This is a genomic window from Micromonospora sp. USAFONa4 (assembly GCF_057197825.1).
In genome coordinates this window covers 743,621-768,420 of sequence record NZ_CM170072.1, presented here as the reverse complement: position 1 = coordinate 768,420, position 24,800 = coordinate 743,621, and the positions used below count along the sequence as shown (strand labels likewise).

Sequence of the window (24,800 nt, the reverse complement as noted above, 5' to 3'; positions counted from 1 at the left end):
AAAGTTTGGAATCCAAACTTAATCTGCGGTTCGCGATCGGGTGCGGCCGCGTTCGTGGTGGCGCCTGCCGCGAGCCCGTCCCAGCGGCACCCCAGGCGAGGAGCGTCATGGCCGAGATGCGAGGCACGACGAGAAGAACCCGATGGCGGCTGAGCCTGTTCACCAGCGCCCTCACCCTGCTGTTGGTGAGCCTCGGCCTGACGTTCGCGGTGAGCGCGCACGCGGCGGCCGGCTGCCGGGTGGCGTACTCGGCCAACCAGTGGCCCGGCGGCTTCACCGCGAACGTGGCCGTGACCAACCTCGGTGACCCGATCAACGGTTGGCGGCTGACCTGGACGTTCCCCTCCGGGCAGCAGGTGACCTCGGCGTGGAACGCCAACGTCACCGCCACCGGCGCCAACGTCACCGCCACCGACGTCGGCTACAACGCCGCCATCGGCACCAACGCCACGGCGTCCTTCGGCTTCAACGGCTCCTGGTCGGGCGCGAACACCGCCCCCACGTCGTTCGCGCTGAACGGCGTCACCTGCACCGGCGGCGTCGGCCCCACCTCCGCGCCACCCACCACCGCGCCGCCGACCACCGCTCCACCCACCACCCCGCCACCCACCACGCCGCCGCCGACGGGTGACCCGATGGCCTACGTGGCCGCGATGCAGCCCGGCTGGAACCTCGGCAACACCTTCGACGCGGTCGGCAGCGACGAGACGGCCTGGGGCAACCCGCGGGTCACCCAGGCGCAGCTGGACGCCATCCGGGCGCAGGGCTTCAACAGCATCCGGATCCCGGTCACCTGGAGCAACCACCACGGCCCCGCGCCGGCGTACACGATAGACGCGGCGTGGCTCAACCGGATCAAGGAGGTCGTCGGCTGGGCCCTGGACGACGGCTTCTACGTGATGATCAACATCCACCACGACTCGTGGCAGTGGATCAACGCGATGCCGACCGACCGGACCACCGTCCTCAACCGCTACAACGCGCTCTGGACCCAGATCGCCGCCGCGTTCCGGGACGCCTCGCCGAAGCTGCACTTCGAGAGCGTCAACGAGCCGCAGTTCGCCAACAGCTCCGGCGACGCCCAGAACGCCCAACTGCTGCACGAGCTGAACACGTCCTTCCACCGGATCGTGCGGGCCTCCGGCGGCAACAACGCCACCCGGATGCTCGTCCTGCCCACCCTGCACACCTCGTCGGACCAGGCCCGCATCGACGAGCTGACCAGCACCTTCACCCAGCTGGGCGACCGCAACCTGATCGCCACCGTGCACTTCTACGGCTACTGGCCGTTCAGCGTGAACGTCGCCGGGGGCACCCGGTTCGACGCCACCACCCAGAAGGACCTGACCGACGCCTTCGACCGGGTGCACAACGCCTTCGTCGCCAAGGGCATCCCGGTGGTCATCGGCGAGTACGGCCTGCTCGGCTTCGACCGGCACACCGGCACCATCCAGCAGGGCGAGAAGCTGAAGTTCTTCGAGTTCCTCGGCTGGTACGCGAAGACCAGGAAGATCACCACCCAGCTCTGGGACAACGGGCAGCACTTCAACCGGCTCACCTTCCAGTGGAAGGACGCGGAGCTGTTCGCGCAGATCAAGTCGAGCTGGACCACCCGCTCCGGTACGGCCCACTCCGACCAGGTGTACGTGCCGCGTACCGGCTCGATCACCGCCAGGACGCTCGCGCTGAACCTGAACGGCACCACCTTCCAGGGGCTCTACCAGGGCGGCACCGCCCTGGCGCAGGGCACCGACTACACCGTGTCGGGCAACCAGCTCACGCTCACCGCGAGCGCGCTGACCAGGCTGGTCGGCAGCCGGACGTACGGCGTGAACGCCACCCTGCACGCGCGGTTCTCCGCCGGGGTCCCGTGGCGGATCAACGTGATCACGTACGACCCGCCGGTGCTGTCGAACGCGACGGGAAGCACCACCTCGTTCGCCGTCCCGACCCAGTTCCGGGGCGACCAGCTCGCCACCATGGAGGCGAAGTACGCCGACGGCAGCAACGCCGGCCCGCACAACTGGACGTCGTTCAAGGAGTTCGACGTCGCCTTCGCCCCCGACTACACCGGCAACCGCATCACGCTGACCGAGGCCTTCTTCGCGGAGGTCAACGACGGCGCCCGGGTGACCCTCACCTTCCACTTCTGGAGCGGCGCGACCGTCACCTACCACGTCACGAAGTCCGGCAGCGGCGTCACGGGCGTCACCGCCACCGCGGCCCGGGTGGGCTGACCCGGCAGCGGTCTGCACGCGCAGCGGGCCGTGGCCGCCAGACGGTCACGGCCCGTTCCGCGTACCCGATGGGATCATCCGCTGCGGTCCGTGCCGGCGGCGTGGGCACGGGCGGGGTCGCTGAAGGTGCTGACGCCGGGGACCAGCAGCGTGACGGCGCTGGCCGCGGCGGTCAGGGCGGCCGCCGCGACGAGGGTGGGCTGGATCCCGAACGCCGCGACCGCCGGACCGGTGAGGGCGTAACCGACCGGCAGCAGGGCGAATGCGCTGAGCTGGTCCAGGGCGAGGGTCTTGCCCAGCACCTCGGCGGGGATCTCGCGTTGCAGGGCGGACAGCCAGTAGAGGAAGTAGATCTCCACGACGAACCCGCCGACCGCGAAGCAGAACGCCGTGACGGGCAGCGGCAGGGCGAAGGCGAGGCTGGCGGGCAGGGCGGCGTAGGTGGTGAGGGCGAGCATGCTGACCGTGCCGGGCCGCCGGGGCCGCCACCGGCCGGCCAGCACGATGGCCGGCAGGGCGCCGGCGGCGGCAGCGGCGAGGACGAGCCCGTAGGCGAGTTCGCCGCCGAGGCGGTCCGCGGCGATCAGTGGCAGCAGCGTCAGGCTGGGTGCGGTGCCGGCGAAGAGCTGGACCGCCACGGCAGCCATGACGGCGGCGACCCAGGGGCGGCGCCGGACGGTGGCGATGCCGGCCGCGGCGTCGGTCAGGACGCTGGTCCGGGGCCGGTCACCGGCGGCGACGTCGCGCACGCCCAGCACCGCGAGGGCGCCCGTCGCGAACAGCAGGGCCGCCAGGCCCAGCGCGGCGTGGATGCCGATGGCCGTGACGATCGCGGCGCCGGCGAGCGCACCGAGAAGGGTCGCGGAGCGCTGCACGGCGGAGACCATGGCGTTGCCGCGTTCCAGCAGGGCGGCGGGGAGCAGCGCCGGCACCAGGGAGCGCATCGCCGGCCGGGACAGGGACTCGGCCACGCCGGACAGCGCGGTGACGACGCCGAGCGCGGCCAGGGGCAGGTCGTCGAGGGCGAGCAGCGTGCCGAGGACGATGGCGGTGCGCATCAGGTCGGCGGTGAACAGGATCCGGGGCCGGGAGACGCGGTCGGCGAGGATGCCACCGGCGAGCAGGCAGACCACCAGGGCGATCGCCCGGCCGGCGAGGATGACGGCGATGGTGCCGGCACCGGCCCCGCGCTGTACGGCGTACAGCGCGAACGCGACCGGCAGGATCTGGTCGGCGACGGCCCCGGCGGACTGGCTGGCCCACACCCGCAGGAACAGCGGATGCTGGCTCAGCTTCCGCCCGGCGACGGTGGCGGGGCTGGTGGGCGCGCTCACTCCGGGTCGGCGGTCGGGTCGGCCGGTGACCGGTGGGAGCTGGCGGCCAGGCGGAACGGCGGTGGATATCCCGGCCCGGTGGGACCGGTGCCGTCGTCGGGTGCGGGATTGCCGGCGGAGAGCAGGTAGGTGGCGAACTCGTGGTCGGGATCCACGCCGAGCATCGCCTCGACGCCGCTGTCGTGGAACGCCACGGTCTGGAACGGCGCCAGGCCGAGCGCCGTGCAGGTCAGCGCGAAGGTCTGACCGTAGTGGCCGGCGTCGAACATCCACAGCCGGTAGGCCCGGGGGTGCCGGTACTTCCAGGACAGGCGGGCGGCGACGGTGGTGGTGAGGCAGGTGAAGGCCCCCTGGTAGGAGGGTTCCTGTTCGTACGCCAGGGCGGCGATGCGCTCGCGGTCGACGGTGGCGTCGAGGAGTTCGAGGCGGTGCACCTCGGGCGCGTAGTGGTAGAGGCCGGCCGGGACGCCGGTGACGTCGTGGACGGCCACGTAGCACTCGACCTCGTGCCGGCCACCGGCGGAGGCGCTGATGCGTCCCTGCTGCGGGCCGAACGCGCCGCCGTCGAGGAATCGCTGGGGCGCGAAGGTGCAGGACAGGACGGTGGCGAGCGCGTCGATGCCGACCGGGGTGCCGGCGAACGCGCGGTGGGTGCGCCGGGCGGCGAACACCTCCTCCACGGGCGTACGCAGCGGCAGGGCGCGTCGGGGAAGGTGCACGGCCGGGGCGTCCGGGTACCGCTTGAACGGCGCCGGAGGCGCGCCGTCGGCGGCGATCTGCGCGGCGGTGGCGTCGCGCTGCGGCGAATCCACCAGGTAGTTGGCGTCGCGGGCCTCGGTGTGCATGCGCGACGCGATCGGCCCCCAGTGCTGCCAGACGGGCGGGGTGCAGGCGTCGTCGGTGTCGGCGACGAGGATGCCGGCCTCGCGGAGCTTGTGGACCGCCTGGACTGCGGCGTCGGCGGCCTCGCCCCCGAACTGGGCGGCGACCTCGTCGACGTCGGTGAAGTCGTCGAGCCGCTGCAACAGGCTCAGCAGGTCGGGGGTGACCCGCAACCACCGGCGTTGACCGGGCAGGGCGACCATCAGCGCATCGCTGTCCCAGCGGCAGACGAGCTGGTCGCGGCGACGTACCCGCATTCCGATGCCCTTTCCACGACGAAGCACGACGGACGGAATGGTGCCGGACCCGCACGCGGGTCCGGCACCGGGCGCGTCAGACGGCGCCGTGGTTCAGCACAACGTCGTTCGTCTCGACGATCACGATGTCGAAGGCCATGGCTCGTACCTCCTCTCCAGCGCGGTGGGCTCGGTGCACCCCTGGACGGGACCGTCCCCGCTGCAGCCGGGACGGGCGTTCGGGGGAACCTCGGTGCCGCGGAAACGCAGTCAGGATGCGAATCGGTCGGGGGGAGGAGGCGGGAAAGTCGACTGCGGCGAGCTTTCGGGACCCCGAAAGAGAAATTCGGAGACATTTCCCGGGCGGCGCGCCGTCACGACGACTCCCCTCATCCGTTCCCGCTTGCGGCAATAGAGAAGGTAGCGAATGCGTCGACCCTCTGCCAAGGGGTCGGCGGCCTTTCTCGGGCCGTCTTACAGCGAGAATCAATGGAGATGCGAGGCGACCGCCGGGGCCGGTGGCGGCCGGGGCGCCGGGCGCCTGGTCGCCGCCACGACGGGGCGGCTGAGTCGGCGGTCAGGTGCCGGGAGCTGGCGTGCCGGCCAGCGGATCGACGCAGGCGTTCGCGCAGGTGGAACCCATGTTTCGGTCGACCCCGCGCCCGCCGGCGAGGGGCTCGCCGGGCGTCTCGGGTGGTGGTAGCCGGACCTTCCTCGGGTTCGGCGCGCCGCCGCGCAGGCGGGTGGTCGGGCGCTCCTCGGCGGCGATGGGGCGAATCGCCTGTCCCGGGACGGGCAATGCCGCCGGGTGGTGGGGAATTCCCCCTCGGTGGGTTGCGGGTGGGGCATTCGTGCACGTGCTGGCGTATCGCCTCGGCGGGCCTTTGGCTATTGCTGTCCGGGCATTCCTGCCGGCAACTCGACGGCCGGTCGACGCATTCGGATGCGTCAAAGCCATGGAGGGTGGCCGACTGGCTCCGCGGCCGAGGGGGGAGCGCCAGCACCGCACCCACCGCCAGGCCGCCGCGGCCAGCGCGGAAGACCTCGGCCGGGATGCCGGACCGGGGCCGCCAGCCCGCCTGTGCGCCGACGCGCCGACGCCGGCCGACCTGGCTGGGGTGCCAGGTCGGCCGGCGTCGCTGTCGCGCGAGAGGGGAGGGTCAGACGGCCCCGACGGCCACCGGCTCGGCGGCGGAGGCCTCAGCGGGAACCGGCGCGGCGACGGCGACGGGAGCCACCGCCTCCTCGGGCAGGTACTTGCCGAGCTTGCGGATCCGCCTGGCGTTGTTGACCAGGACGTCGATCGACGGCAGGTCGGTGTCGAGCCGCACGGTCGTCGGGTTGGCGGCGGCGTGGTGGATGTTGCTCAGCAGCGTGTGGAACGACCGCGGGAACAGCGAGCGTACGAACTTGGACTGCTGCCGGCCGCGCTTGATGCTGGTGATCGGCTTCGACCAGTCGATCTGACCCGGCCGGAACCGGTGCTGCCGCATCAGTTCGCGCCGGAACTCCTGCCACGACACCAGCTTCAGGTCGAACCGCTCGGCGATCTCGCGGGTGGTCGCCGGGGTCACCGGGTAGCTGATCGGCCGCGGCGCGTCCGACAGCGCGTTGTCCACGACCGACCGGGCCAGCACGTCGCCGGCGACGATCGGGCTGGTGACCTCCGAGTCCCAGATCAGGCCCAGCTGGAGCATGTGCGAGATCATGTTCCAGAACGAGTACTCCATGCCGGGGTCCTTGAACCCGGTCGGCGCGCCGCCCAACGCGAACGGCGCCTGGTAGATGTGGATGGGCACGCCGTCACGGTTCGCCCGCAGGCTGAGGTGCTTGACGACCCACTTCATCCTGCTGTAGCCGGTGTAGAAGAAGCTGTTGCGGTAGAAGTCGCGCCGCTGCTGGTAGACCTCGCTGCCGACCGAGCCGATCACGTGCAGGGTCTTGAACCGCTCCTGCAGGCAGAACTCGGCGAGCCGGAGCGTCGGCAGGACCTTCTCCTCGCGGTACCGGGCGTAGGGGTAGTCGTGGGTCGTCGCCCCCGCGGCGTCGATGACCACGTCGACCTCGGTGAGCAGCTCGTCGTGGGCGGCGCGGTCGAGCCCCATCGACGGCTCCAGGTAGCTGCCCTCCAGGACCGACAGCTTCCCGGTGTCGGGCAGCTCCATCTTGTACTTGCGCAGCTGCCGGGCGATGCGGTCCTCGCCGGACTTGTCGCCCTTGCGGCGCACCAGGGCGTAGACCGTCGCCACCCGGGCGTCGCCGAGGAGCTCACGCAGCATGTGCATGCCGACGTATCCGTTCGCGCCCAGCAGGAGCACGTTCTTCGGCTCGCCGGCACCGCGTCGGGGGAGCCGGCCCGCTACCGCTCGCGGGTCCTCCGAGTAGCCGAGCGAGATCCGGTTGGGGCTGCCTGTCGACAGCGCGATCCGGTCGCTGTTGTGGCGCAGGAAAATGTGCATCGATCCGCCTTTGCACGAAGGGTGGGTGTTGGGGATCCGGACGGGGACCGCGCCGGCTGTCAGGCCACGCGCCGGTCGAGGTGCTGCCAGAACCTTTCGCGCAGCTCCCGCCGGAGAAGCTTCCCGCTGGGGTTGCGGGGCAGCTGGTCGACGAACTCGAAGCTCGCCGGGATCTTGAAGTCGGCGATCCGTCCCCGCAGGAACGGGGTGAGATCGCGGGCGGTCGCGGGCTGGTCGGGATGGGTCACCACGAAGCAGTGCACGACCTCGCCCCAGTGCTCGTGCGGCACGGCGACAGCGGCGGCCTCGACCACCCCCGGGTACGCGCAGACCGCGTTCTCGATCTCCGCCGGGTAGACGTTCTCGCCGGCCACGATGATCGTGTCCTTGATCCGGTCGCGTACGAAGAGGAAGCCCTCGTCGTCCAGGTAGCCGGCGTCGCCGGTGTGCAGCCAGCCGTCGACCAGGGTCGCGGCGGTGGCTTCGGGCAGGCCCCGGTACTCGATCATCCGCGCCGGGGTCGACAGGCAGATCTCGCCGACCTCGAACGGCGGCAGCACGCGGCCCGCACCGTCGATGATCTTCACGGCGAAGCCCGGGTACGGCCGGCCGGCCGCCTGCATGCGCGGCCCGCCGACGACGTGCTCCGACGGCGGCAGGCATACGGCGGTGTTGCCGCTCTCGGACAGGCCGTAGATCTGCGCGAACTCGCAGTCGAACATCTCGATGCTGCGGCCGAGCAACGCCTCGGAGATCGGCGACCCGCCGTAGACGATCTTCCGCAGCGAGACGAAGTCCTCCCGCTTCGGCCTGGGCGGCGCGAGCATCATCTGCAACTGGGCCGGCACGACACACGCCGTGGTGACGCCGTGGCGCCGGATGAGGCGGACCGCCTCGTGCCCGGCGAACACCCGGACCGACACGTTGGTGATGCCGGCGCTGAACCCCTGGATCGACCACCAGAGCCCACCGATGTGGAACCCCGGGATGCCGATCAGGCTCACGTCGTCCGGCCGCCAGTCGATCCAGTCCAGGCCCTCGGAGGCGAGCGCGTCCCGCACCGCGAAGAAGCTGCGGTGGGCCAGCACGACGCCCTTGGGGTTGCCGGTCGTACCGCTGGTGTACACCTGGGCCAGGGGCTGCTCCTCGGACCAGGACGGGTCCAGGTCGCCGTCCTCGTCGGCCTGCCAGCCGGTGAAGCCGGCCAGCGACACGACCTCGCGCAGCTCGGGCAGGTCCGGCCGCAACGCGTCGACGGTGTCCAGGAGGTCCTCGTCGCAAAAGAGGACCGTGCTGCCGGAGTCGCGCATGATGTGCCGGATCTCGCCGGCGCGCAGCCGCCAGTTGATGGGGACCAGCACGGTGCCGGTCTTGGCGCAGGCGAACAGGACGTCGTAGTAGTGCTCGGACTCCTTGCCCAGGTAGGCGACCCGGTGCCCGGCCGTGACCCCGGCGCGCCGCAGGGCGTGCGCCGTCCGGTTGCTCGACCGGTGCAGCTGCGCGTAGCTGACCGTACGGTCCTCGCAGTGCACCGCCGGGTGGTCGGGCCGCTGCCCGGCGTGGAAGGCGACGACGTCGTGCACCGTGCGCAACTGCGGGTGGTACGCCGTCATCGGCCCGTTCCGTCCGGGACCGCCAGCGTCTCCTCGAGGTACTGCACGATCGCCGGGCCGGACGCGAGGGCCGGCAGCAGGTTCGGGTCGATCTCGATGCCGAACGCGCTCTCCAGCGCCATCATGAGCTGGATCTGGCGCAGCGAGGTCCAGCCTGGGACGGTGTCCGGGTCCAGGCGCTCGGGCAGCTCGTCCGGTGCGACACCGAACACCGAGCCGACCACCTCGCGGACGCGGGTCTCCAACATTGCTACTCCTTGGGTGTCGCGCCGGGGCCCTGCCCCGGGGTGAAGAAACGTCGCGTGATCCGCGAGATGGTGCGGAAGTCGTCCGTGCTCACCTCGTCGAGGGAGATCTCCGTGCCCAGCTCCGCCTCGATCAGGTAGAGCAGCTCGACGAAGTGCATCGAGTTCAGGACGCCCGTGTCCACGAGGTCGTCGTCGAGCCCGACCGAGTCGATGTCCGGACATCTGGCGCGCAGGAACGTGGTGAGGAACTCCGGAACGGTCTCGGTCGTACTCATGACCCCTCCTGGGGGCGTGTCGGTGCGGGGAGGATCTTCGTGGTGAGCCGGGCCGCCGACGGTTCGCCGGCGCACCGGTGTGCGGCCACGGCCCGTCCCGTGGACAGGCCCGTCGGGATGAGCCGGTTGGTGCGCAGCGCGACGGCCGGATCGCGCAGCAGCGGGTTGGTGTCGCGCACGGTGGCGGAGAACAGCGCGAAGACCGGGTCGATGACCTTGGTCGCCCCGTCGGAGTCCTCGACCTCGACCCAGGCGTGGACCAGGTCGAGCATGCCGACCACCCAGCCGATCCGGGTCACCGCCGGGATACCGGCCCGGTGGCAGAGCTGGGCCAGGTACCGGCTCGCCGAGTCGCAGCTCGCCACGCCGTGCGTGGTCACCAGGTCCACGTCGTTCTGCAGGGCCTCGGGCAGCTTGACCCAGCGCAGGTCCATGGCGGCGAACTCGGCGGCGATCGCGCGCAGCTCCGGGGAGCGCAGCTCGGCCCGCTCGCCCGTCGTGTGGACGGTGGCGGTGACGGCGAGCTGCGACGCCGTACGGGTGACGGTGTCGCCGTGCTCGGCGTCCGGCCCGGCGACGCCGTCGGCGGGTTCCACCGTCAGGTCGTGCACCGCGCCGCCGCAGCGTTCGGGGCGCGGCAGCGCCAGCGTGCTGGTCGGCTGCGGGCCGCACGCGTCGGCGGCACACGCGATCCGCAGCGCGAACCGGGAGGCGCGGGGCGCGAGCAGATCCTCGGTCGACGAGCGCATCCACCGCAGCGAGTAGGCGAAGGCCTGCTCCGGCACGGTCGTGCCGGTGCCCGAGTACAGCGCCAGGTTGAACAGGTCGCGCGAGTCGAAACGCTCCTCGCCCGGGTCACCACTGGCCGGCAGCCCGCGGTCGAGCAACGTGGAGAGCGTGTGGTCGTCGCAGCCGAGGACCTGTCTCGCCGAGGCGCGGTCGACGTCGCCGAGCCGGTGCTCCGGCGGGACCGCGAAGAGCGTGTCCAGCCCCCGGGCCAGTCCGGCCGCCGTCATGACCGCCCCGGGTGGTCGCGCCACATCGTCTTGATGACGCTTCCGGTGCTCAGCACGTACTCGTCCACGGACGTCCAGCCGAGCATCTCGTTGATCTGCACCTGCTCCGGGCCGGCCGAGGTCTCCAGGTAGCCCGGCAGGCCGAGGGCCTCGGCCCGCGCCTGGCCGGCGCGCATGAGGACGTAGCCGACGCCGACCGAGTCGACCCGCCGGCCGAGCACCGCGAACCACACGTGCGGGCTGTCGGGGCGCATCCGGTCCAGCGCGTTGGAGATGCGGACGGCGTGTACCACGGCCCGCGGCCCGGCCAGCAGGCACGCCACCGAGCGCAGTGCCCACCCCCACCACGGCGTGGTGCGCTCGTCGCCGTAGAGGACGAGGATCCCGTCGAGCCGGTCGGCCCGGTACGCGGCGAGGGTGATGCCCGAGCTCATCAGCTGGGCGATCACCAGTTCCGCCAGGTAGAGGGCGGTCAGCGCCGACCGGCGCTGCCACCGGGGGAGCGAGCCGGCGGCGGCCCAGATGGCGCCGTTCTCGTACGCCTCGGCGAGCAGCCGGGAGCCCGCCCACAGCTGTCCCCACCCGAGGTCCCGGACCTCGAGCCTGGGCTCCGGGCGCGCGATTGTTCGACTGTTCACATTCCACCCCACGTACAGACGGGAGCCCGCTGACCTGGGTGAATTTAATGGTCTTGGGTAATCCGCCAGTAATAACAAGACCCCTCCGACGGTGTGCGCCGTTGCGGCGACCTTGAGGGCCGTCGCGCAACGCGGGCCTCGTCGCCCACGAGGACCGCGCCCCTCGCCGGGCTGCTCCCTTCCCCGGGTCGGATCCGGATGCGAGACTGAGTCGTGGCGCGTGACGACCTCGGGAGCCCGCCGGAGCACCACCGCGTCGAGCCGGTGCCGGCGTGATCACCGGCCACTGGGAGGTCGTCGTGGTCGGCGGCCGGATCGCCGGAGCGTGCACCGCCTGGGCCCTCGCGCCGTACGCGGAGCGGGTCCTCGTCCTCGACGCCTCGCGGCCCACCGCGTTCTGGCCGCAGCAGTCCACGTGGGACCGCTCCGGCAACCTCGCCTGGGCCGAGCTCGGCCTGCTGGAGACGGTCCTGGCCTGCGGCGCCCCGCCCACCTACGGCGACACCCAGCGCATCGGCGAGGACGTGGTCGAGCGGGTCTACCCGCGCGAGGACGCGTACTCGTACCGGATGAGCGTGCCCCGCGAGGTGCTGGACCCGGCGCTGCTGGCCGCGGCGCGCGGACGGGGCAACGTCACCGTGCGGCGCCCGGCCCGGGTGCGGGACCTCACCATCGACGCGGGTCGGGTACGCGGCGTGACCGTCCGGCACGGCGCCGTCGACAGCGAGGTCACCTGCGACCTGCTCGTGCTCGCGGACGGCCGGCTGTCGCGCAACGCCGAGCGCGTGGGGGCGAGCGCCTACCGGGTCGTCGAGTCACCGTGGTTCGCGCTGCTGGCCTACTACGAGAACCTGCCGCTGCGCACCGACCGCTCCTACTTCTCGTTGCAGGACCGCAGCGTCCTCATCTCGACGCCCTGCGGCGACAAGCAGTGGTGCGTGGCGGTGGACCTGCACCAGAGCCTCATCGACGAGACCGGCCGGCACCCGGCGCACTCGTACGAGCGGATGGTGCGCGACGACCCGTATCTCGGCCCGGCCGTCGCCGCCGGCCGCCGCACCACGTCGATCGGCGGCGCCGGGCGGATGCGCATGCTGCGCCGGCCGATGAGCGGGCCGGGCTGGTGCCTGGTCGGCGACGCCGGCTACCACTTGGACCCGGTCACCGCCCAGGGCACCCGGGCCGCCGTGGTCACGGCCCGGATCCTGCGGGACCGGATCGCGGGCACCGGCCGCGTCGCGGGCGCGGACCTGACCGGCCTGACCGACGAACGCGACGCCGCCCTCGACGACGACTGGGCCTACACCGAGCAGATCGTGCGCGGCTGACCGGCGCCCCCACCGGCCGACGCCCCACCTGCCCACGCCCCGCCTGCCCACGCCCCGCCGGCCGACGCCCCCGCCGGCCGGCGAGTGGATCCGCCGCCGAGCCGGCGCGGGGCCGGCCCGACCAGCTACGCCACCGGCCGGCTGCCGTTGATGGTCACCCGCTGGCCGTAGCGGGAGTGCGGGTAGTAGTCCCAGACGGCGTGGTGCTGGGTGCAGCGGTTGTCCCAGAACACCAGCGTGTTCGGCGTCCAACGCACCCGGCAGCTCAGGATCGGCTGCTGGGCGACCCAGCCGAAGAGCATGTCCAGCAGCGCCCGGCTCTCGTGGCGGGAGAGCTGCACGATGTGCGACGTGAAGCCGGCGTTGACGAAGAGCAGCCTGCGGCCGGTCTCCGGGTGGCGTACGACGACCGGGTGCTCGCTCTTCGGCACGACGTACTCCGGCGGCGGGGTGTGGCCCTGCCACGGGATCAGGCCGTCGTGGACCGCGGTCAGCCCGTCGAGGAAGGCCCGCATCGGCGGGGAGAGCATCTCGTACGCCAGGTGCATGTTCGCCCAGAGGGTGTCGCCGCCGACGCCGATCTCCGGCGTCCTGGTGACGTAGAGCATCGAGCCCAGCGACGGCTCGGCCTCGGCGGTGCCGTCGGTGTGCCAGTCCTCGCCGGCCACGAACCGCGAGTCCCGGCCGGCGCTGATCTCGAGGACGGCGGGATCGCCGCCGTCGAGGTCGGCGAGGGGCTGCCGGCGCAGCTCGCCGAACAGGCCGGCGAAGCGCTTGTGGTCCTCGGCGGAGAGCACCTGGTCGCGGAAGACCAGCACATGGTGGGCGAGGAAGGCGCGCCTGACCTCGGCCAGTTGCCCGTCCGACAGTTCGGTGGCGAGGTCGAGGCCGGAGACCTCCGCGCCGATGACCGGAGAGATCGGCCGGACGGTGATGGTGTCGTAGCGCTCCGGCGGGCGGGTCGTCGCCCGCTCGACGGCGGCAAGGACGTGCTCTTCCATTCGTTCCCTCCTGGATTCGGTGTCACAGCCCCCGCGCCAACAGGTCGGCCACGATCAGCCGGCCGAAGGCGAGGTTGCCGTGGATCGGGTCGTCCCGCTCGCAGAACGCGGCCCGCTGCCGGCCCGCGCCGTCGGTGACCCGGGCCCGCAGGTCCACGATCTCCACGCCGAGCGCGACGAGCGCGCGGCGGACCGCCTCCTGGGCCGCCATGAACACCAGCGGGTCGGACATCCCCGGCACCCGCTGCGGCGGCAGCACCGCGAGGACGCGCAGCCCGAGGTCGAGGGCATGGCGGTAGAAGGCCAACGCGTCGCGGGCCATGGCGCGCACGATGTCGTCGAAGAGCCCGCCGGCGAGGAAGCCCGCCGGGAAGGCGCCGTCGCCCGCCCGGTAGATCCGCCAGTTCTCGGTGGTGGCGAAGAAGTGGGCGCTGAGCCCGAACGTCGAGACCAGCGGAACGGCGAGCTGCCCGACGTCGGCCACGCCCAGCTCGGCCAGGAAGCCGCGGTGGCGCTCCTGCACGGCGGCGTCGCGAAACACCAGGCCGCCGTCGCGTACGTCGAAGAATCCGACGTTGAAGTCGCGCCCCGAGCCGACGGGCCCCCCGACGAAGGGCACCCCGGCCGCCGCGGCCGCGCGGGCGATCGGCCCGGCGTGCGAGTCGCCCAGCAGCAGAAACCTAGCCGGCACGGTAGCGGTCGAGGACGGCGTCGTCACAGTAGAGGTCACCTCCGTCGGCGTCGGCGCGGCGGTCCGGCGCCGGCGCGGTCCGATCCCTCGGCCGGGTTCCGTTCCGGTCGCGTTCGAGGGCGTCGAAGAAGTGGCGCATGACGAAGGCGACCCCTGCCGGCGTCACGGCGCGCAGGTTCGGCGCGAAGAAGACCCCCCGGAACGGGAAACCGGTGATCAGCTCGTACGAGGGGAAGTAGTCGACGTGGTCGTGTTCCTGGGCCAGTTGGCCCGCCGCAGCCCGCAGCACCGACTTGGAGTACGTGGTGGCGGTCAACGCGTGCGCCCCGGTCGCCGTCGCGGTGAGCGGCACCGGCGACACGGTCAGCAGGACGGTCAGCCGGGGGTTGGCGGCGCGCAGCAGCGCGACGACGGCGCTTAGGTCCCCGTGCACCTCGGCCACGGTGAAGTTGTGGAAGACGTGCCGCCCGGCGTCGAAGGTGCCCCGGACGGTGCCGGGGCAGACCGGGTGGACGGTGCCGGTGACCGCGTCCCGCCAGGCCTCGGTCAGGCCGAGGGTGAAGATGAGACAGCCCGCCTCGGCGACCGCCCCCCGCATCGCGGCCAGGGTGGACCGGCGGGCGGCCAGGGTCGCCTCCGCCGAGTCGTACCCGTCGGGTTCGACCGACGGGCGGTACGGGTCGAAGAACCGGTCGCCCTCGCGCCAGACCTCGTCGGGCCCGGGGTCGTCCGTCAGCGCCCAGGTCAGCCACTGCCGCAGGGTGGCGGCGGTGTAGATGGCGCCGGTGCGGAAGGAGAACGCGCCGTAGTGGCGGGCCCGGCGCTCGGCCTCGGTCAGCCCCGGCGGGGGCAACTCGGCCTCACGCCAGTTCATCCCCTCGTCGCGCAGGGCGGGACCGAGGTGGCGGGCGAAGCAGGAACCGGCGGTGAGGACCGGATCGTCGGGGTCGAGGCCGAACTTCGGCGTCCACAACTCGCCGATGTCCCGCATCTCCGGCTCGGCCACGGCGGTGCGCCAGAACGACCGCGACGGCAACGACTGGTACGGGTTCATCGCGCCGCCCTCGGGCCGGTGGCCGACTCCGCCTCGTTGATGGCCCCGGCCACCGCGTCCACGTGCGGCGCCCCGACGATGCCGTAGTGGGTGGTGTCGACGAGGTGCCAGGCGAGCCCGCTCAGGTGCCCCCGCCACCTGCGGGCCTGCTCCTGCGGCGCGCCGAGCGCCGGCAGACCGGCCGTCGGGCGGCCCGCGAGCCAGAGCCGCCCGGGCGTCCCGGCCAGCCGGGGCAGGGTGTGCTCCGCCATGCTCGCCAGGTTGGCCCGGCAGCAGCGCGCCAGCGCTTCCGCGTACGCCTTCGCCGCAGTGTTCGCGCCGGTCGCCGCCCCCAGCTCGTGGGCGAAGAGCGCGGCGAGCCGCTCCTCGTCGTACGCCCCGAGGGCCGGCGCGGCGTCCGGCGGCGGCGGGTCGAGCAGGTACAGCTCGTCCGCCGGCTGGCCGGTCGCCTCGGCCTCCGCCGCCATCCCGAGCGCCACCCAGGCACCGAACGACCACCCGGCGAGCCGCCAGCGCCACTCGTCGCGGGGGAAGCGGTCCCGCAGCGCGGCGTGGTAGCGCGCGGCCCGCTCGGCGAGGGACCAAGCCGGCTGCCCGGGGCGTGCCAGCGCGGGATCGGCGATGACGCAGACCGTGAGCCGCGGGTCGAGCGCCGACACCAGCGGCCGGTACGCCTGGACGTCGCCGCCGACCGGATGGACCAGGCAGAGCACCGTACGCCCCCGGCCCGCCTGCCAGACCTCCACCGCCACGGCGGGGTCGGCGGCGCGGACCGGCTCGCCGAGGAGCCCCAGCACCTCGGCCAGGCTGACCCGGTGGCTCAGCTGGGACAGGTTGAGGCTGACGCCGAAGTGCTCCTTGACCCGGTCGATCAGGTCCAGCAGTAGCAGCGAGTCGGCCCCCAGGTCGTAGAGGGACGCGGCCGGGTCGAGCCGGTCGGCGCCCAGCCAGTCGCAGAGCCACTCGTCGACCTGCTCGGCGGCCGACCGGGGCAGTACGGCGGGTGTCGCGTCCGCCGGGCCGGCCGGTGGCGCGTAGAACTCCCGCGCCCGGTCCAGCGCGGTGGTGCAGACGAGCAGCTGCGGCAGCCGCAGCCGCAGGGCCTGTGCGAAGAGTCGGCGCCCCTCGTCCACGGAGAGGCCGACCGCCAGGTGTGCCCGGTGCCGGGCGTCGGTGGGCAGGGCGTCCCGGGCCAGGCCCACCTCGCTCCAGACGTCCCAGCCCACGGAGATCCGCAGCGTGGTGTCGGCCCCGCCCGCCCGGTGCCGGGCGAAGCCGTCGAGCAGCCCGTTGGTGGCGGCGTAGTCGAGCTGGCCGACGCCGCCGAGCTGCGCCGACATCGACGAGCAGTAGACGACGAACGACGGCCGGTGGCGCGCGACCAGCCGCTCCACGAGCAGCGCGCCGTGGCTCCTGGCGGCCGTGGCCCGCCGCATCGCGGCCGCGTCCCGCCGGTCGATCAACCCGCCGGCCGCGATCCCCGCGGCGTGGACCACCCCGTCGACCCGCCGGGTCCGGGCGTCGAGCCGGGCCAGCAGTTCGTCGGGTCCGGTCTCGGCCAGGTCGCCCTCGACGAGGTCGACGCGACCGGCCCACCGTGCCAGCCCGGCCGGCAGCGGCCCCCGCCGCGCGAGCAGGACCACCCGGCAGTCGCCCTGCTCCAGCAGCCAGGCGGCGATGCTCCGCCCGATGCCGCCCGTGCCGCCCAGGATGACGTACACGGCCGGCCCGGCCGCCAGCGCGCGCGTGGCGGGCACCGCCGGCAGCGGATGCATGGCCGGCGTGCCCGGCGGGCGGACCGGCAGCAGCGCCTGCTCCCACCAGTAGCTCCCGCGCAGCGCGAGTCGTCGGGGTGGTGGTGCCACCTCCGCCAGCAGCGCCGCGAGCGCCGGCGCCCAGTCGGCCGGATCGGGGCCCGGCAGGTCCACCCAGTGGCTCGCGACGTCGCCTTCCTGGGGTGCGACCTCGCAGACCCCGGCGAGCAGGCCCAGCTCCGGCCGGCGTACGTCGTCGTGCACGGGTTGCGCCTGCTGCGACAGCCACCAGGCCCGCAGCCGGGGCCGGCGGGGCAGCGCGGCGACGGCTGCCAGCAGCGCCGCCGGCGTGTCGACGCAGGCCCGGTACGAGTGGGCGAGCGCGTCCGGGCCGACCGGCCCGTCGACGGCCAGCGGCAGCGCGTGGAGCCAGTCGACACCGCTGTGCCCGGGCGCGCCCGGCGAGCCGGCGTCGGCGCCGGTCAGCGCGTCGAGCAGCCGGCCCAGCGACCCGGGATCGGCCGGGTCGGCCTGGTAGCTGTCCGGTCCGAGCCGGGCGAAGCCGTCCGCGGCGGTGACGGCCACCACCCGGGCGTGGGACGCCGCGAAGGCGCGGAGCGCGGCCGGCGGCGGCGGTTCCGCGGCCATGATCACCAGCGTCTCCGGGCGGCGGGCGCCGGGGTCGGCCCCCGCGTGCCGCCAACGCACCCAGTGCGGCTGGTGCAACCACTCGGCCTCGGGCAGCCGCGCCGGCCACGGCTGATCGGCCGCCGCCACCCCGGCCGCCGCCACCTCGGCGGGTGATGCCACCCCGGGCGACGCCGCCCCGGCTGATGCCGCCCCGGCTGATGCCGCCCCGGCGGGCGGTGCCGTCCCGGTCGGCGGTGTCGTGCTGGCGGGCGGTGTCGTGCTGGCGGGCGACGCCGCCCCGGCGGGTGCCGTCGCACCGGTCGGCAGTGTCGCCCCGGCCGGCGGGGCGGCGCGGGCGAACTCGTGGTCGACGAGAACGAACGCCGGCGGGGGGAAGTCCCAGGGCGGCTGCGCCGGCCCGGCCGGCCACCGGACCGGCCGACCGGCCAGCCAGGCGGCGACGAGGTCGGCCGCCGGCGGCGTACCGGCCGGTCCGGTGACCTCGACGGGTGCCGCCTCGACGGGGGTGACCTCGACGGCGGTCGCGGTGCGCAGCCAGGCCACGGCGGCGGCCGCGTCGGCGCAGACGGCCGCCGCCCGCCACCGGCCCGGCGTGCGGCCCGCCTGGAGGTGGCGCAGCACCCGGTGGTAGGCCTCGGGCCGGGCCGCCAGGTAGTCGGCGACGCGGTCGGCGTCGGCGCGCAGGCCGGCCGCGCTGCCGCTGGCGAGCAGCAACACCGGTACGCCGGGAGCCGGCGGAGTCTCCGGGCCGGCGCCGACCGGCTCGACCGCCTCGCAGACCAGGTGGGCGTTGGTGCCGCCGATGCCGAAGCTGCTCACCGCCGCCACGCGTGGCCGGTCGACGGGCCAGGGCCGGGCCTTCGTGGGGATGTGGAACGGGGCCGGATCGGGGCCCAGCCGTGGATTGAGGCGACGGAAGTCGACGTTCGGCGGGATCAGTCCGTGGTGCACGGCCAGCACGGCGCGGACCAGGCCGACCACCCCGGCCGCCGCGCCGAGATGACCGATCTGGCTCTTCACCGAGGCCAGCGCGACGCGACCGGACCCGGCCAGGCCGAACGCCTGGCGCAGCGCCGCCACCTCCACCGGATCGCCCAGCTCCGTACCGGTGCCGTGCGCCTCCACGTAGCCCACGTCGCCGCTGGTACGCCCGCTGCGACGCAGCGCGGTACGGATCACCTCACGCTGGCCGGCGACCGACGGCGCGGCGTAGCCGATCTTCTCCGCGCCGTCGTTGTTGACGGCGGATCCGGTGATCACGGCGTAGACGGTGTCGCCGTCGCGCCGGGCCAGCCGCAGGGGCTTGAGCACGACCATGCCCACCCCGCTGGCGCCGACGGTGCCGCCCGCGTCGTCGCTGAACGGCCGGCAGTGCCCGTCCGGGGAGAAGATGTGCTGCGGCTGGTAGCGGTAGCCGGCGCTCAGCAGCGGGTCCACCAGCACGCCGCCGACCAGCATCACGTCGCTGTCGCCCTGGCGCAGCAGCCCGGCCGCGACGTGGACCGCCACCAGCGAGCTGGCGCAGGCCGCCTGCACGGTGAAGGCCGGACCGGTCAGCCGCAGGTGGTAGGCGACCTTCGTGGCCAGGAAGTCCTTCTCGTGGTGCAGCGCCAACTGGAAGGAGTCCGGCAGCCGCGCCGGATCGGCTTCGCGCAGCATCGTCTGGAAGTACGTGTTCTCGCCGCAGCTGGCGAGCAGGCCGACCCGCTGCCCGCCGGGATCGGCGATGCCGGCGTGCGCCAACGCCTCGACGCAGCTCATCAGCAGGTGCCGCTGCTGCGGATCCATCAGCCGCGCCTCCTGCCGGCTGATGCCGAAGTGCCCCGGGTCGAAGCCGAGCACCCCGGCCAGCTGGCTGCGGGCGCCGACCAGGCCGTCGGCGGCGTCGAAGTGCTCGATGCCCCGGTCGCCGGCCTCCACCATCGCCCAGAAGGCGGCCAGGTCGGCCGCGCCGGGCAGCCTGACGGCCATCCCGACCACGGCGACCGGCTCGTCCGCCGGGCCGGCGACGGCCCCGTCCCGCCCGCCCACCGCCGCCTCCGTGGCCCGCCGCTCGGTGAGGAACCGGGCGAGGCGACGGATGGTGACGTGCTCGAAAAGGTCGGGGATGCTCAGCGGCAGCCCCTCGGCCGCGCAGCGCAGGTGGAAGCGCATCAGGTCGAGGCTGCCCGCGCCCTGGTCGAAGAAGCGCCGGTCGGGTGCGATCGGCGTCCCGACGACCTCCTCGAAGAGCCCGGCCAGCCGGGACTCCAGGACCGACATGACCGGTGCCGGCGCGGCGGCGTCCGGCCGCAGCTCCTCGCCCGGTGCGGTCAACGCGCGTTGGCGGTCCAGCTTCCCGCTGGCGGTACGCGGCAGCTGCGGCAGCCGCCGGAACCGGTCCACCCGCACGTACCCGGGCAGGAGCCCCGCCAGGTGACCGGTCAGCTCCTCCGGGGACGGTGGATCCGGCCGCAGCTCCAGACAGGCGACCAGGTGCGGATCGTCGCGGACCACCACGGCGTTGACGACCGCCGGATGCGTCAGCAGGGCCGCCTCCACCTGGCCCAGCTCCAGCCGGTGCCCGCTCACCTTCACCTGCTGGTCGTCGCGGCCCAGGTAGTGCAGCAGGCCGTCCCGGTCGAACCGGGCCCGGTCGCCGCTGCGGAAGAACCAGCCGTCACCGGGCAGCTCGACGAAGCGGGCCCGGTCGAGCGCCGGATCGTCCAGGTAGCAGGGCGCCACCAGCTCCCCGCCGATCAGCAGCTGCCCCGGGCAGCCCGGCGGCACGACCTCGTCGGCGGAGTCCACCACCCGCAGCCACGTGTTGGCGACCGGGCGGCCGATGGCGGGCCGGGTCGGCCAGGTGGCGGGGTCGCCGTCGAGGCAGAGGCTGCTGACCACGTGGGTCTCGGTCGGGCCGTAGTGGTTGAACAGGCGCGCACCGGGCAGGCCCGCGAACCAGCGGCGGATGCTGTCGGTGCAGATCAGCTGCTCGCCGGCGGTGACGACCTCCCGCAGCCGGGACGGGTACCGGCCGAGGCGGACCCCGTGCTCGGCCAGGAGTTGCAGGGCGACGTACGGCAGGAAGATCCGCTCGATGCCGGCGGCGTCGAGGTGCGCCAGCAGCGCCGGCATGTCCTGCCTGAGCCCGGGGCGGGGCAGGTGCAGGGTGCCGCCGCCGCAGAGCGTGCCGAAGACCTCCTGGAAGGAGACGTCGAAGGAGAGCATGGAGAACTGCACGGTCGCCGCCGCGCCCGCCAGGCCACCGGCCTCGCCCTGCCAGTGCAGGAGGTTGACCAGCAGGGCGTCGCCGACCTGCACCCCCTTGGGCGTGCCGGTCGAGCCCGAGGTGAAGAGCGTGTAGAGCGGGCGGCCGGCGTACGACGGCGCGACGGGCGTGACCGACCGGGACAGCACCACCGGGTGCCGGGGGTGGGCGCCCTCGTCGATCACGTCGAGGGCGGGCTCGTCGCCGGGCGCCAGCAGCACGCAGAGCGGGTCGACCTGGCCCAGGACCTGGCGCAGCAGCGCCGGCGGGTAGGCCCGGTCGAGCGGCACGACGGTCAGGTTGAGCCGGGCCGCCGCGAGCAGCGCCACCACGTGCTCCACCGACGGCGCGAAGAACAGGGCGACGCGGTGCCGGTCGCCGGTCGCCACCGGATGGTCCCGCAGCAGTTCGGCGGCGAGCCCCGAGGCGTACGCGTCGAGGTCGGCGTAGCTGAGGCGACGGTCGCCGGCGACCAGCGCGGTCGCGGTCGGCTCCGCCCGCACCCGCCGGGCGAAGGCCTCGGCCACGGTGGGGAAGGCCACCGGGGTACGCGAACCCAGGCCGGGCTCGGGCAGGCCGCGGCGGTGGGGCCGCACCAGCTCGGCCAGCGTGCGCGGGCCGGTGCCGGTCAACGCGTCGAGGCCGCGCCGGAACAACTCGGCCGCCGCGGCCACGTCGGCGGCGTCGAAGTGCTCGTCGGCGTACTCCCAGAGACAGTCGAGGCCGGACCCGTGCGCGACGATCGAGAGGGTGAGCGGGCACTTGGCCTCGGTCGGGGACAGCCAGACCGGCCGGGACGCGCAGCTGGGCAGCGCCAGCGCGGAGAAGTCGGTGTTGTCGAGGACGAAGAGGAAGTCGAACAGCGGCGCGTCGACGCCGAAGTCGTGGTCGGCGACGGCGTGCGCGAGCGCCACGTCCTGCGCGTCGAGCACCGCGCGTACGGCGTCGGCCTGTCGGCGCAGCTGCGCCCGCAGCTCCTCGGCGGGGGCCAGCGCCAGGGGCAGCAGCACCGTGTTGGCGAACATACCGACACTCGCCTCGAAGTCGCGTACGGGCCGGTTCGCGACGGGGCTGGCGACGCGCGGATGGGTGCGGCCGGTCACCCCGTGCACGGCCCAGCCGAACAGCGTCAGCAGCAGCGGGAAGCGGGTCAGTCCCAGCTCGGCGCCGAGCCGGTCGAGGGCGGCGCGGCGTTCCGGGCCGATCGTGGTGTGGAGCAGGCGGTCCCCGGTGCCGCCGCCGCGCTCCCGGACCGGCCGCAGCGGCGCGGCGACCTCCGTCACGTCGGCGTAGTGGCCGCGCAGGGCGTCGCGTTGTGCCCGGTAGGCCGGCTGGGCGAACCACTCGGTCTGCCACCGGGCGTAGTCCAGCGGCGTCGGGGCGGGCGCGTCCTCGTCCTCGGTCGTGCCGGCCAGCGCCGCCGCGTACGCGGTCGACAGCCCGCGGAAGAGGACGTCGAGCGACCAGCCGTCGACCGCGATGTGGTGCAGGTGCAGCAGGAGCACCCCGCCGCCGTCGCGGGCCAGCCAGTACGCCCGCAGCATGCGCGGCTGCGCCAGGTCGAAGGGGGCGGCGAAGAGGGCGCGGGCGCGCTCGCGCCACCCGGCCCGGTCGCCCTCGCCGGCCCCGTCGCCGGTCCTGGCCCCTTCGCTGTCGCCGGCCCCGTCGGCGTCGGTAGCGGGAGCGGGAGTGGGCTCGCGCCACGGGTCGTAGGGTTCGCCGACCTCCTGGCGCAGCCCCTCTGGCGTGGCCCGGAAGGCGGTCCGCAGCGCCGCGTGACGCGCCACCACCCGGCGCAGCGCGTGCCGCAGCGCGTCGACGTCGACCCGGCCGCGCAGCTCGAAGGCGAGCCCCACGTGGTAGGCGGTGGACGTCGGCGACCGTTGCTGCAACAGCCAGAGCCGCTGCTGCTCCGAGGTGGCCGGCGCGGAGCGGGCCCCGGACGGGGGAGCCGGCACCGGGTACGGCGAGCCGGTCGCGGTACGGGCCGTCGCGACCGCCGCGGCCAGCTTGGCGAGGTCGCCGCCCAGCACCAGCGCCTGCGGCACCTCGGCGCCCCAGCGCCGCTGGATCTCGAAGCGCAGCCGCAGCGCCTTGAGCGAATCCCCGCCGCTGGCGATCCACCGGTCGTCCGGTCGCAGGTCGGGCACGCCCAGCACCTCGCCGGCCAGCCCGAGCACCGCCCGCTGCCACGCCGTGCCGGCCGCCTCGGCGGGGCCGCCGTCGCGCCCGTCGTGCGCGGGCGGATCGTGGCGTTCCTCGCGCCCGTCGCGCGCGTGCGGGTCGTGGCGTTCCTCGCGCCCGTCGCGCGCGTGCGGGTCGTGGCGTTCCTCGCGCCCGTCGGGTGGGTGCGGGGCGTCGCGTCCAGCACGCCATGGCGGGTCCTCGCGCCCAGCACGCCCGGGTGGGTCGTCCCGCCCAGCACGCCATGGCGGGTCGTCGCGCCGCAGCAGCGCGTCGGCGTCCACCTTGCCGTTCGGGGTCAGCGGCAGCGCCCCGACCCGGTGGACCCGGTGCGGGCGCAGGTACGGCGGCAGGGTCGCGCCCAGGTGCCTGTCGAACTCCGCGAACGAGAGATCGGGAGCCGTCACCAGGTACGCCAGCAGCTCGTTCGTGCCGTGCACCGGGTCGCGCCGGGTGCACACGTACGCCTGCCGGACCCCCGGGTGGGCGAGGATCTGCCGCTCCACCTCGCCGGGCTCGACCCGGAAGCCCCGGACCTTGACCTGCCGGTCGACCCGGCCGACGTACTCGACGCGGCCGGCGGCGTCGGCGCGCACGAGGTCCCCGGTGCGGTAGTGGCGGCCGGTGGAGCCGTCCAGCCAGGGCAGCCGGACGAAACGGGCGGCGGTCTCCTCGGGCAGGTTGCGGTAGCCGGCCGCCAGCGCCGCGCCGCCCAGGTACAGCTCGGCGACCTCGCCCGGCGCGGCGACGCGGGCACCGTCGACCACCAGGTGCGCGTCGGTGCCCGGCAGCACCCGGCCGATCGGCACCACCTCGGCGTCGAAGTCGCGCGGGACCGGGTGGCACAGGGCGAACGTGGTCGCCTCGGTGGGCCCGTAGACGTTGTGCAGCCGGGTGCGGCTGGCGGGGTTGTCGCGGTACCAGCGGCGGATCAGCCGGGCGTTGAGCTGCTCGCCGCCGACGAGCACCTGGCCGACGTCGGCGAAGCAGTGCGGCCGTTCGTCGACCACCGTGTTGAACAGCGCCACGGTGATGAAGAGCGTGTCGATCCGCTCCCGGCGCAGCGCGGCGTCGAGCAGGTGCGGCGTCGCCACCGTCTCGTCGTCGAGCACGACGCAACAGCCGCCGGTCAGCAGCGGCACCCAGACCTCGAAGCTGATCGCGTCGAACGCCGGGTTGGCGAGGCTCGCGTAGCGGGCCGCCGGGGTCAGCGCGACGTAGCCGGGGCGGGCCAGCCGCAGGATGCCCGCGTCGCGCACCTCCACGCCCTTGGGGCGGCCGGTGGTGCCCGAGGTGTAGAAGACGAACGCGACCGGCGCGGGCGGCCCGTCCGACCCGGTCGCCGGGGCTCCCGCGAGCAGGGCCTCCGCCGGCAGCGGGCGGATCCCGTCGGGCAGGTCACCGGGCGCGTCCGGGCCGTGGACCACCGCCACGGCGCCCGAGTCGCGCAGCATGTGGTCCCGCCGCCCGGGCGGGCTCTGCCGGTCCAGCGGCACCACGGTCGCGCCGAGCCGCAGGATGCCGAGCATGACGCAGACCAGCCGCCAGCCGCGCGGCAGGTGCACCGCGACGGCCTGACCCGGGCGGGTCCCGGCCCGGCGCAGGGACCGGGCGACGGCGGCGCTGGCGGCGTCCAGGTCGGCGTAGCTGAGGCGCCGGTCGCCGTCGGCCACCGCGACCGCGTCGGGGGTACGGCTGGCCTGGGCGAGCACGGCGTGCGCGAGACCGGGACCCTGGACCATCACGCCTCCCGTACGGCCGGCGTCGTCGGACGGGCGTCGGAGAGCCGGTCCATCTCGCCGCGCAGCAGCGCGGCGACCCGCAGCACCACGGCGCTCTCCAGGATGTCCCAGTGGTCGCAGTGGACCTGTTCCAGCAGGAAGTCGGCCTCGCCGCGCCGGTGCCAGAAGGCGCGCACCTCGCGCAGGAAGGCCTCGTCGCGCCCGGCG

Annotated in this window: 15 protein-coding genes (1 of these 15 cut by a window edge); 2 read left to right on the top strand and 13 right to left on the bottom strand. The window is 74.2% G+C overall.

Annotation, left to right across the window (positions count from 1 at the left end; all coding sequences use genetic code 11):
- Positions 1–107: 107 nt before the first annotated feature.
- A complete protein-coding gene (locus tag AC0OO9_RS02960) occupies positions 108–2,237 on the top strand; it encodes a cellulase family glycosylhydrolase (protein ID WP_484515358.1) in 2,130 nt (709 codons plus the stop codon).
- Between the two features lie 74 nt (positions 2,238–2,311).
- On the opposite strand, the gene AC0OO9_RS02955 is transcribed toward AC0OO9_RS02960, so the two are convergent.
- From AC0OO9_RS02955 to AC0OO9_RS02920, 8 genes are all read right to left on the bottom strand, one after another.
- On the bottom strand, positions 2,312–3,571 hold the full coding sequence (locus tag AC0OO9_RS02955; RefSeq protein WP_484515356.1) for an MFS transporter: 1,260 nt from the start codon (positions 3,569–3,571) through the stop codon (positions 2,312–2,314).
- Positions 3,568–4,710: a SagB/ThcOx family dehydrogenase gene (locus AC0OO9_RS02950; RefSeq protein WP_484515354.1), complete on the bottom strand. Its 1,143-nt coding sequence runs from the start codon at positions 4,708–4,710 to the stop codon at positions 3,568–3,570. Before AC0OO9_RS02950 ends, AC0OO9_RS02955 begins: the two co-directional genes overlap by 4 nt.
- Positions 4,711–5,849: 1,139 nt before the next feature.
- Entirely contained in the window at positions 5,850–7,148 is a 1,299-nt protein-coding gene (locus AC0OO9_RS02945; protein ID WP_484515352.1) for an SDR family oxidoreductase, read from the bottom strand.
- A 59-nt stretch (positions 7,149–7,207) separates the two neighbouring features.
- Positions 7,208–8,761, bottom strand: a complete 1,554-nt coding sequence (locus tag AC0OO9_RS02940; protein WP_484515350.1) for a long-chain-fatty-acid--CoA ligase — start codon at positions 8,759–8,761, stop codon at positions 7,208–7,210.
- On the bottom strand, positions 8,758–9,009 hold the full coding sequence (locus AC0OO9_RS02935) for an acyl carrier protein (RefSeq protein ID WP_311410357.1): 252 nt from the start codon (positions 9,007–9,009) through the stop codon (positions 8,758–8,760). The genes AC0OO9_RS02940 and AC0OO9_RS02935 overlap by 4 nt, the downstream gene beginning before the upstream one ends.
- A 2-nt stretch (positions 9,010–9,011) precedes the next feature.
- Complete coding sequence (locus tag AC0OO9_RS02930) at positions 9,012–9,284, bottom strand: acyl carrier protein (RefSeq protein WP_132240601.1); 273 nt, start codon at positions 9,282–9,284, stop codon at positions 9,012–9,014.
- Positions 9,281–10,300, bottom strand: coding sequence for a transglutaminase-like domain-containing protein (locus tag AC0OO9_RS02925; protein WP_484515347.1), 1,020 nt, complete (start codon positions 10,298–10,300; stop codon positions 9,281–9,283). Before AC0OO9_RS02925 ends, AC0OO9_RS02930 begins: the two co-directional genes overlap by 4 nt.
- Positions 10,297–10,938: a hypothetical protein gene (locus AC0OO9_RS02920; protein ID WP_484515345.1), complete on the bottom strand. Its 642-nt coding sequence runs from the start codon at positions 10,936–10,938 to the stop codon at positions 10,297–10,299. The genes AC0OO9_RS02925 and AC0OO9_RS02920 overlap by 4 nt, the downstream gene beginning before the upstream one ends.
- 272 nt (positions 10,939–11,210) lie before the next feature.
- Here AC0OO9_RS02920 and AC0OO9_RS02915 point away from each other — a divergent pair, with 272 nt between their 5' ends.
- Entirely contained in the window at positions 11,211–12,266 is a 1,056-nt protein-coding gene (locus AC0OO9_RS02915) for an FAD-dependent monooxygenase (protein WP_484515344.1), read from the top strand.
- Between the two features lie 125 nt (positions 12,267–12,391).
- Here AC0OO9_RS02915 and AC0OO9_RS02910 read toward each other — a convergent pair whose 3' ends face one another.
- The 5 genes in view from AC0OO9_RS02910 to AC0OO9_RS02890 are tightly spaced (at most 22 nt apart) and all read right to left on the bottom strand, a layout consistent with a single transcriptional unit that may run on beyond the window.
- A complete protein-coding gene (locus AC0OO9_RS02910; protein WP_484515342.1) occupies positions 12,392–13,267 on the bottom strand; it encodes a TauD/TfdA dioxygenase family protein in 876 nt (291 codons plus the stop codon).
- 22 nt (positions 13,268–13,289) lie between these two features.
- Positions 13,290–13,958, bottom strand: a complete 669-nt coding sequence (locus AC0OO9_RS02905; protein ID WP_484515340.1) for a hypothetical protein — start codon at positions 13,956–13,958, stop codon at positions 13,290–13,292.
- Positions 13,948–15,012 (bottom strand): GSCFA domain-containing protein, encoded by a 1,065-nt coding sequence (locus AC0OO9_RS02900; RefSeq protein ID WP_484515338.1) that lies wholly within the window; start codon positions 15,010–15,012, stop codon positions 13,948–13,950. Before AC0OO9_RS02900 ends, AC0OO9_RS02905 begins: the two co-directional genes overlap by 11 nt.
- Positions 15,009–24,593: an amino acid adenylation domain-containing protein gene (locus AC0OO9_RS02895; RefSeq protein ID WP_484515336.1), complete on the bottom strand. Its 9,585-nt coding sequence runs from the start codon at positions 24,591–24,593 to the stop codon at positions 15,009–15,011. Before AC0OO9_RS02895 ends, AC0OO9_RS02900 begins: the two co-directional genes overlap by 4 nt.
- Positions 24,593–24,800, bottom strand: partial view of a non-ribosomal peptide synthetase gene (locus AC0OO9_RS02890; protein ID WP_484515334.1) — the final stretch only. It continues 3,851 nt past the right edge of the window; 208 of the gene's 4,059 nt are visible here — the last part of the coding sequence; its start codon lies off the right edge, out of view; its stop codon occupies positions 24,593–24,595. Before AC0OO9_RS02890 ends, AC0OO9_RS02895 begins: the two co-directional genes overlap by 1 nt.

Bases quoted from the DNA above. Each gene is read 5' to 3' on its own strand.
- AC0OO9_RS02960 (WP_484515358.1), top strand. From the start codon at position 108: ATGGCCGAGATGCGAGGCACGACGAGAAGAACCCGATGGCGGCTGAGC.
- AC0OO9_RS02900 (WP_484515338.1), bottom strand. From the start codon at position 15,012: ATGAACCCGTACCAGTCGTTGCCGTCGCGGTCGTTCTGGCGCACCGCC.
- AC0OO9_RS02950 (WP_484515354.1), bottom strand. From the start codon at position 4,710: ATGCGGGTACGTCGCCGCGACCAGCTCGTCTGCCGCTGGGACAGCGAT.
- AC0OO9_RS02935 (WP_311410357.1), bottom strand. From the start codon at position 9,009: ATGTTGGAGACCCGCGTCCGCGAGGTGGTCGGCTCGGTGTTCGGTGTC.
- AC0OO9_RS02895 (WP_484515336.1), bottom strand. From the start codon at position 24,593: ATGGTCCAGGGTCCCGGTCTCGCGCACGCCGTGCTCGCCCAGGCCAGC.
- AC0OO9_RS02945 (WP_484515352.1), bottom strand. From the start codon at position 7,148: ATGCACATTTTCCTGCGCCACAACAGCGACCGGATCGCGCTGTCGACA.
- AC0OO9_RS02910 (WP_484515342.1), bottom strand. From the start codon at position 13,267: ATGGAAGAGCACGTCCTTGCCGCCGTCGAGCGGGCGACGACCCGCCCG.
- AC0OO9_RS02940 (WP_484515350.1), bottom strand. From the start codon at position 8,761: ATGACGGCGTACCACCCGCAGTTGCGCACGGTGCACGACGTCGTCGCC.
- AC0OO9_RS02930 (WP_132240601.1), bottom strand. From the start codon at position 9,284: ATGAGTACGACCGAGACCGTTCCGGAGTTCCTCACCACGTTCCTGCGC.
- AC0OO9_RS02925 (WP_484515347.1), bottom strand. From the start codon at position 10,300: ATGACGGCGGCCGGACTGGCCCGGGGGCTGGACACGCTCTTCGCGGTC.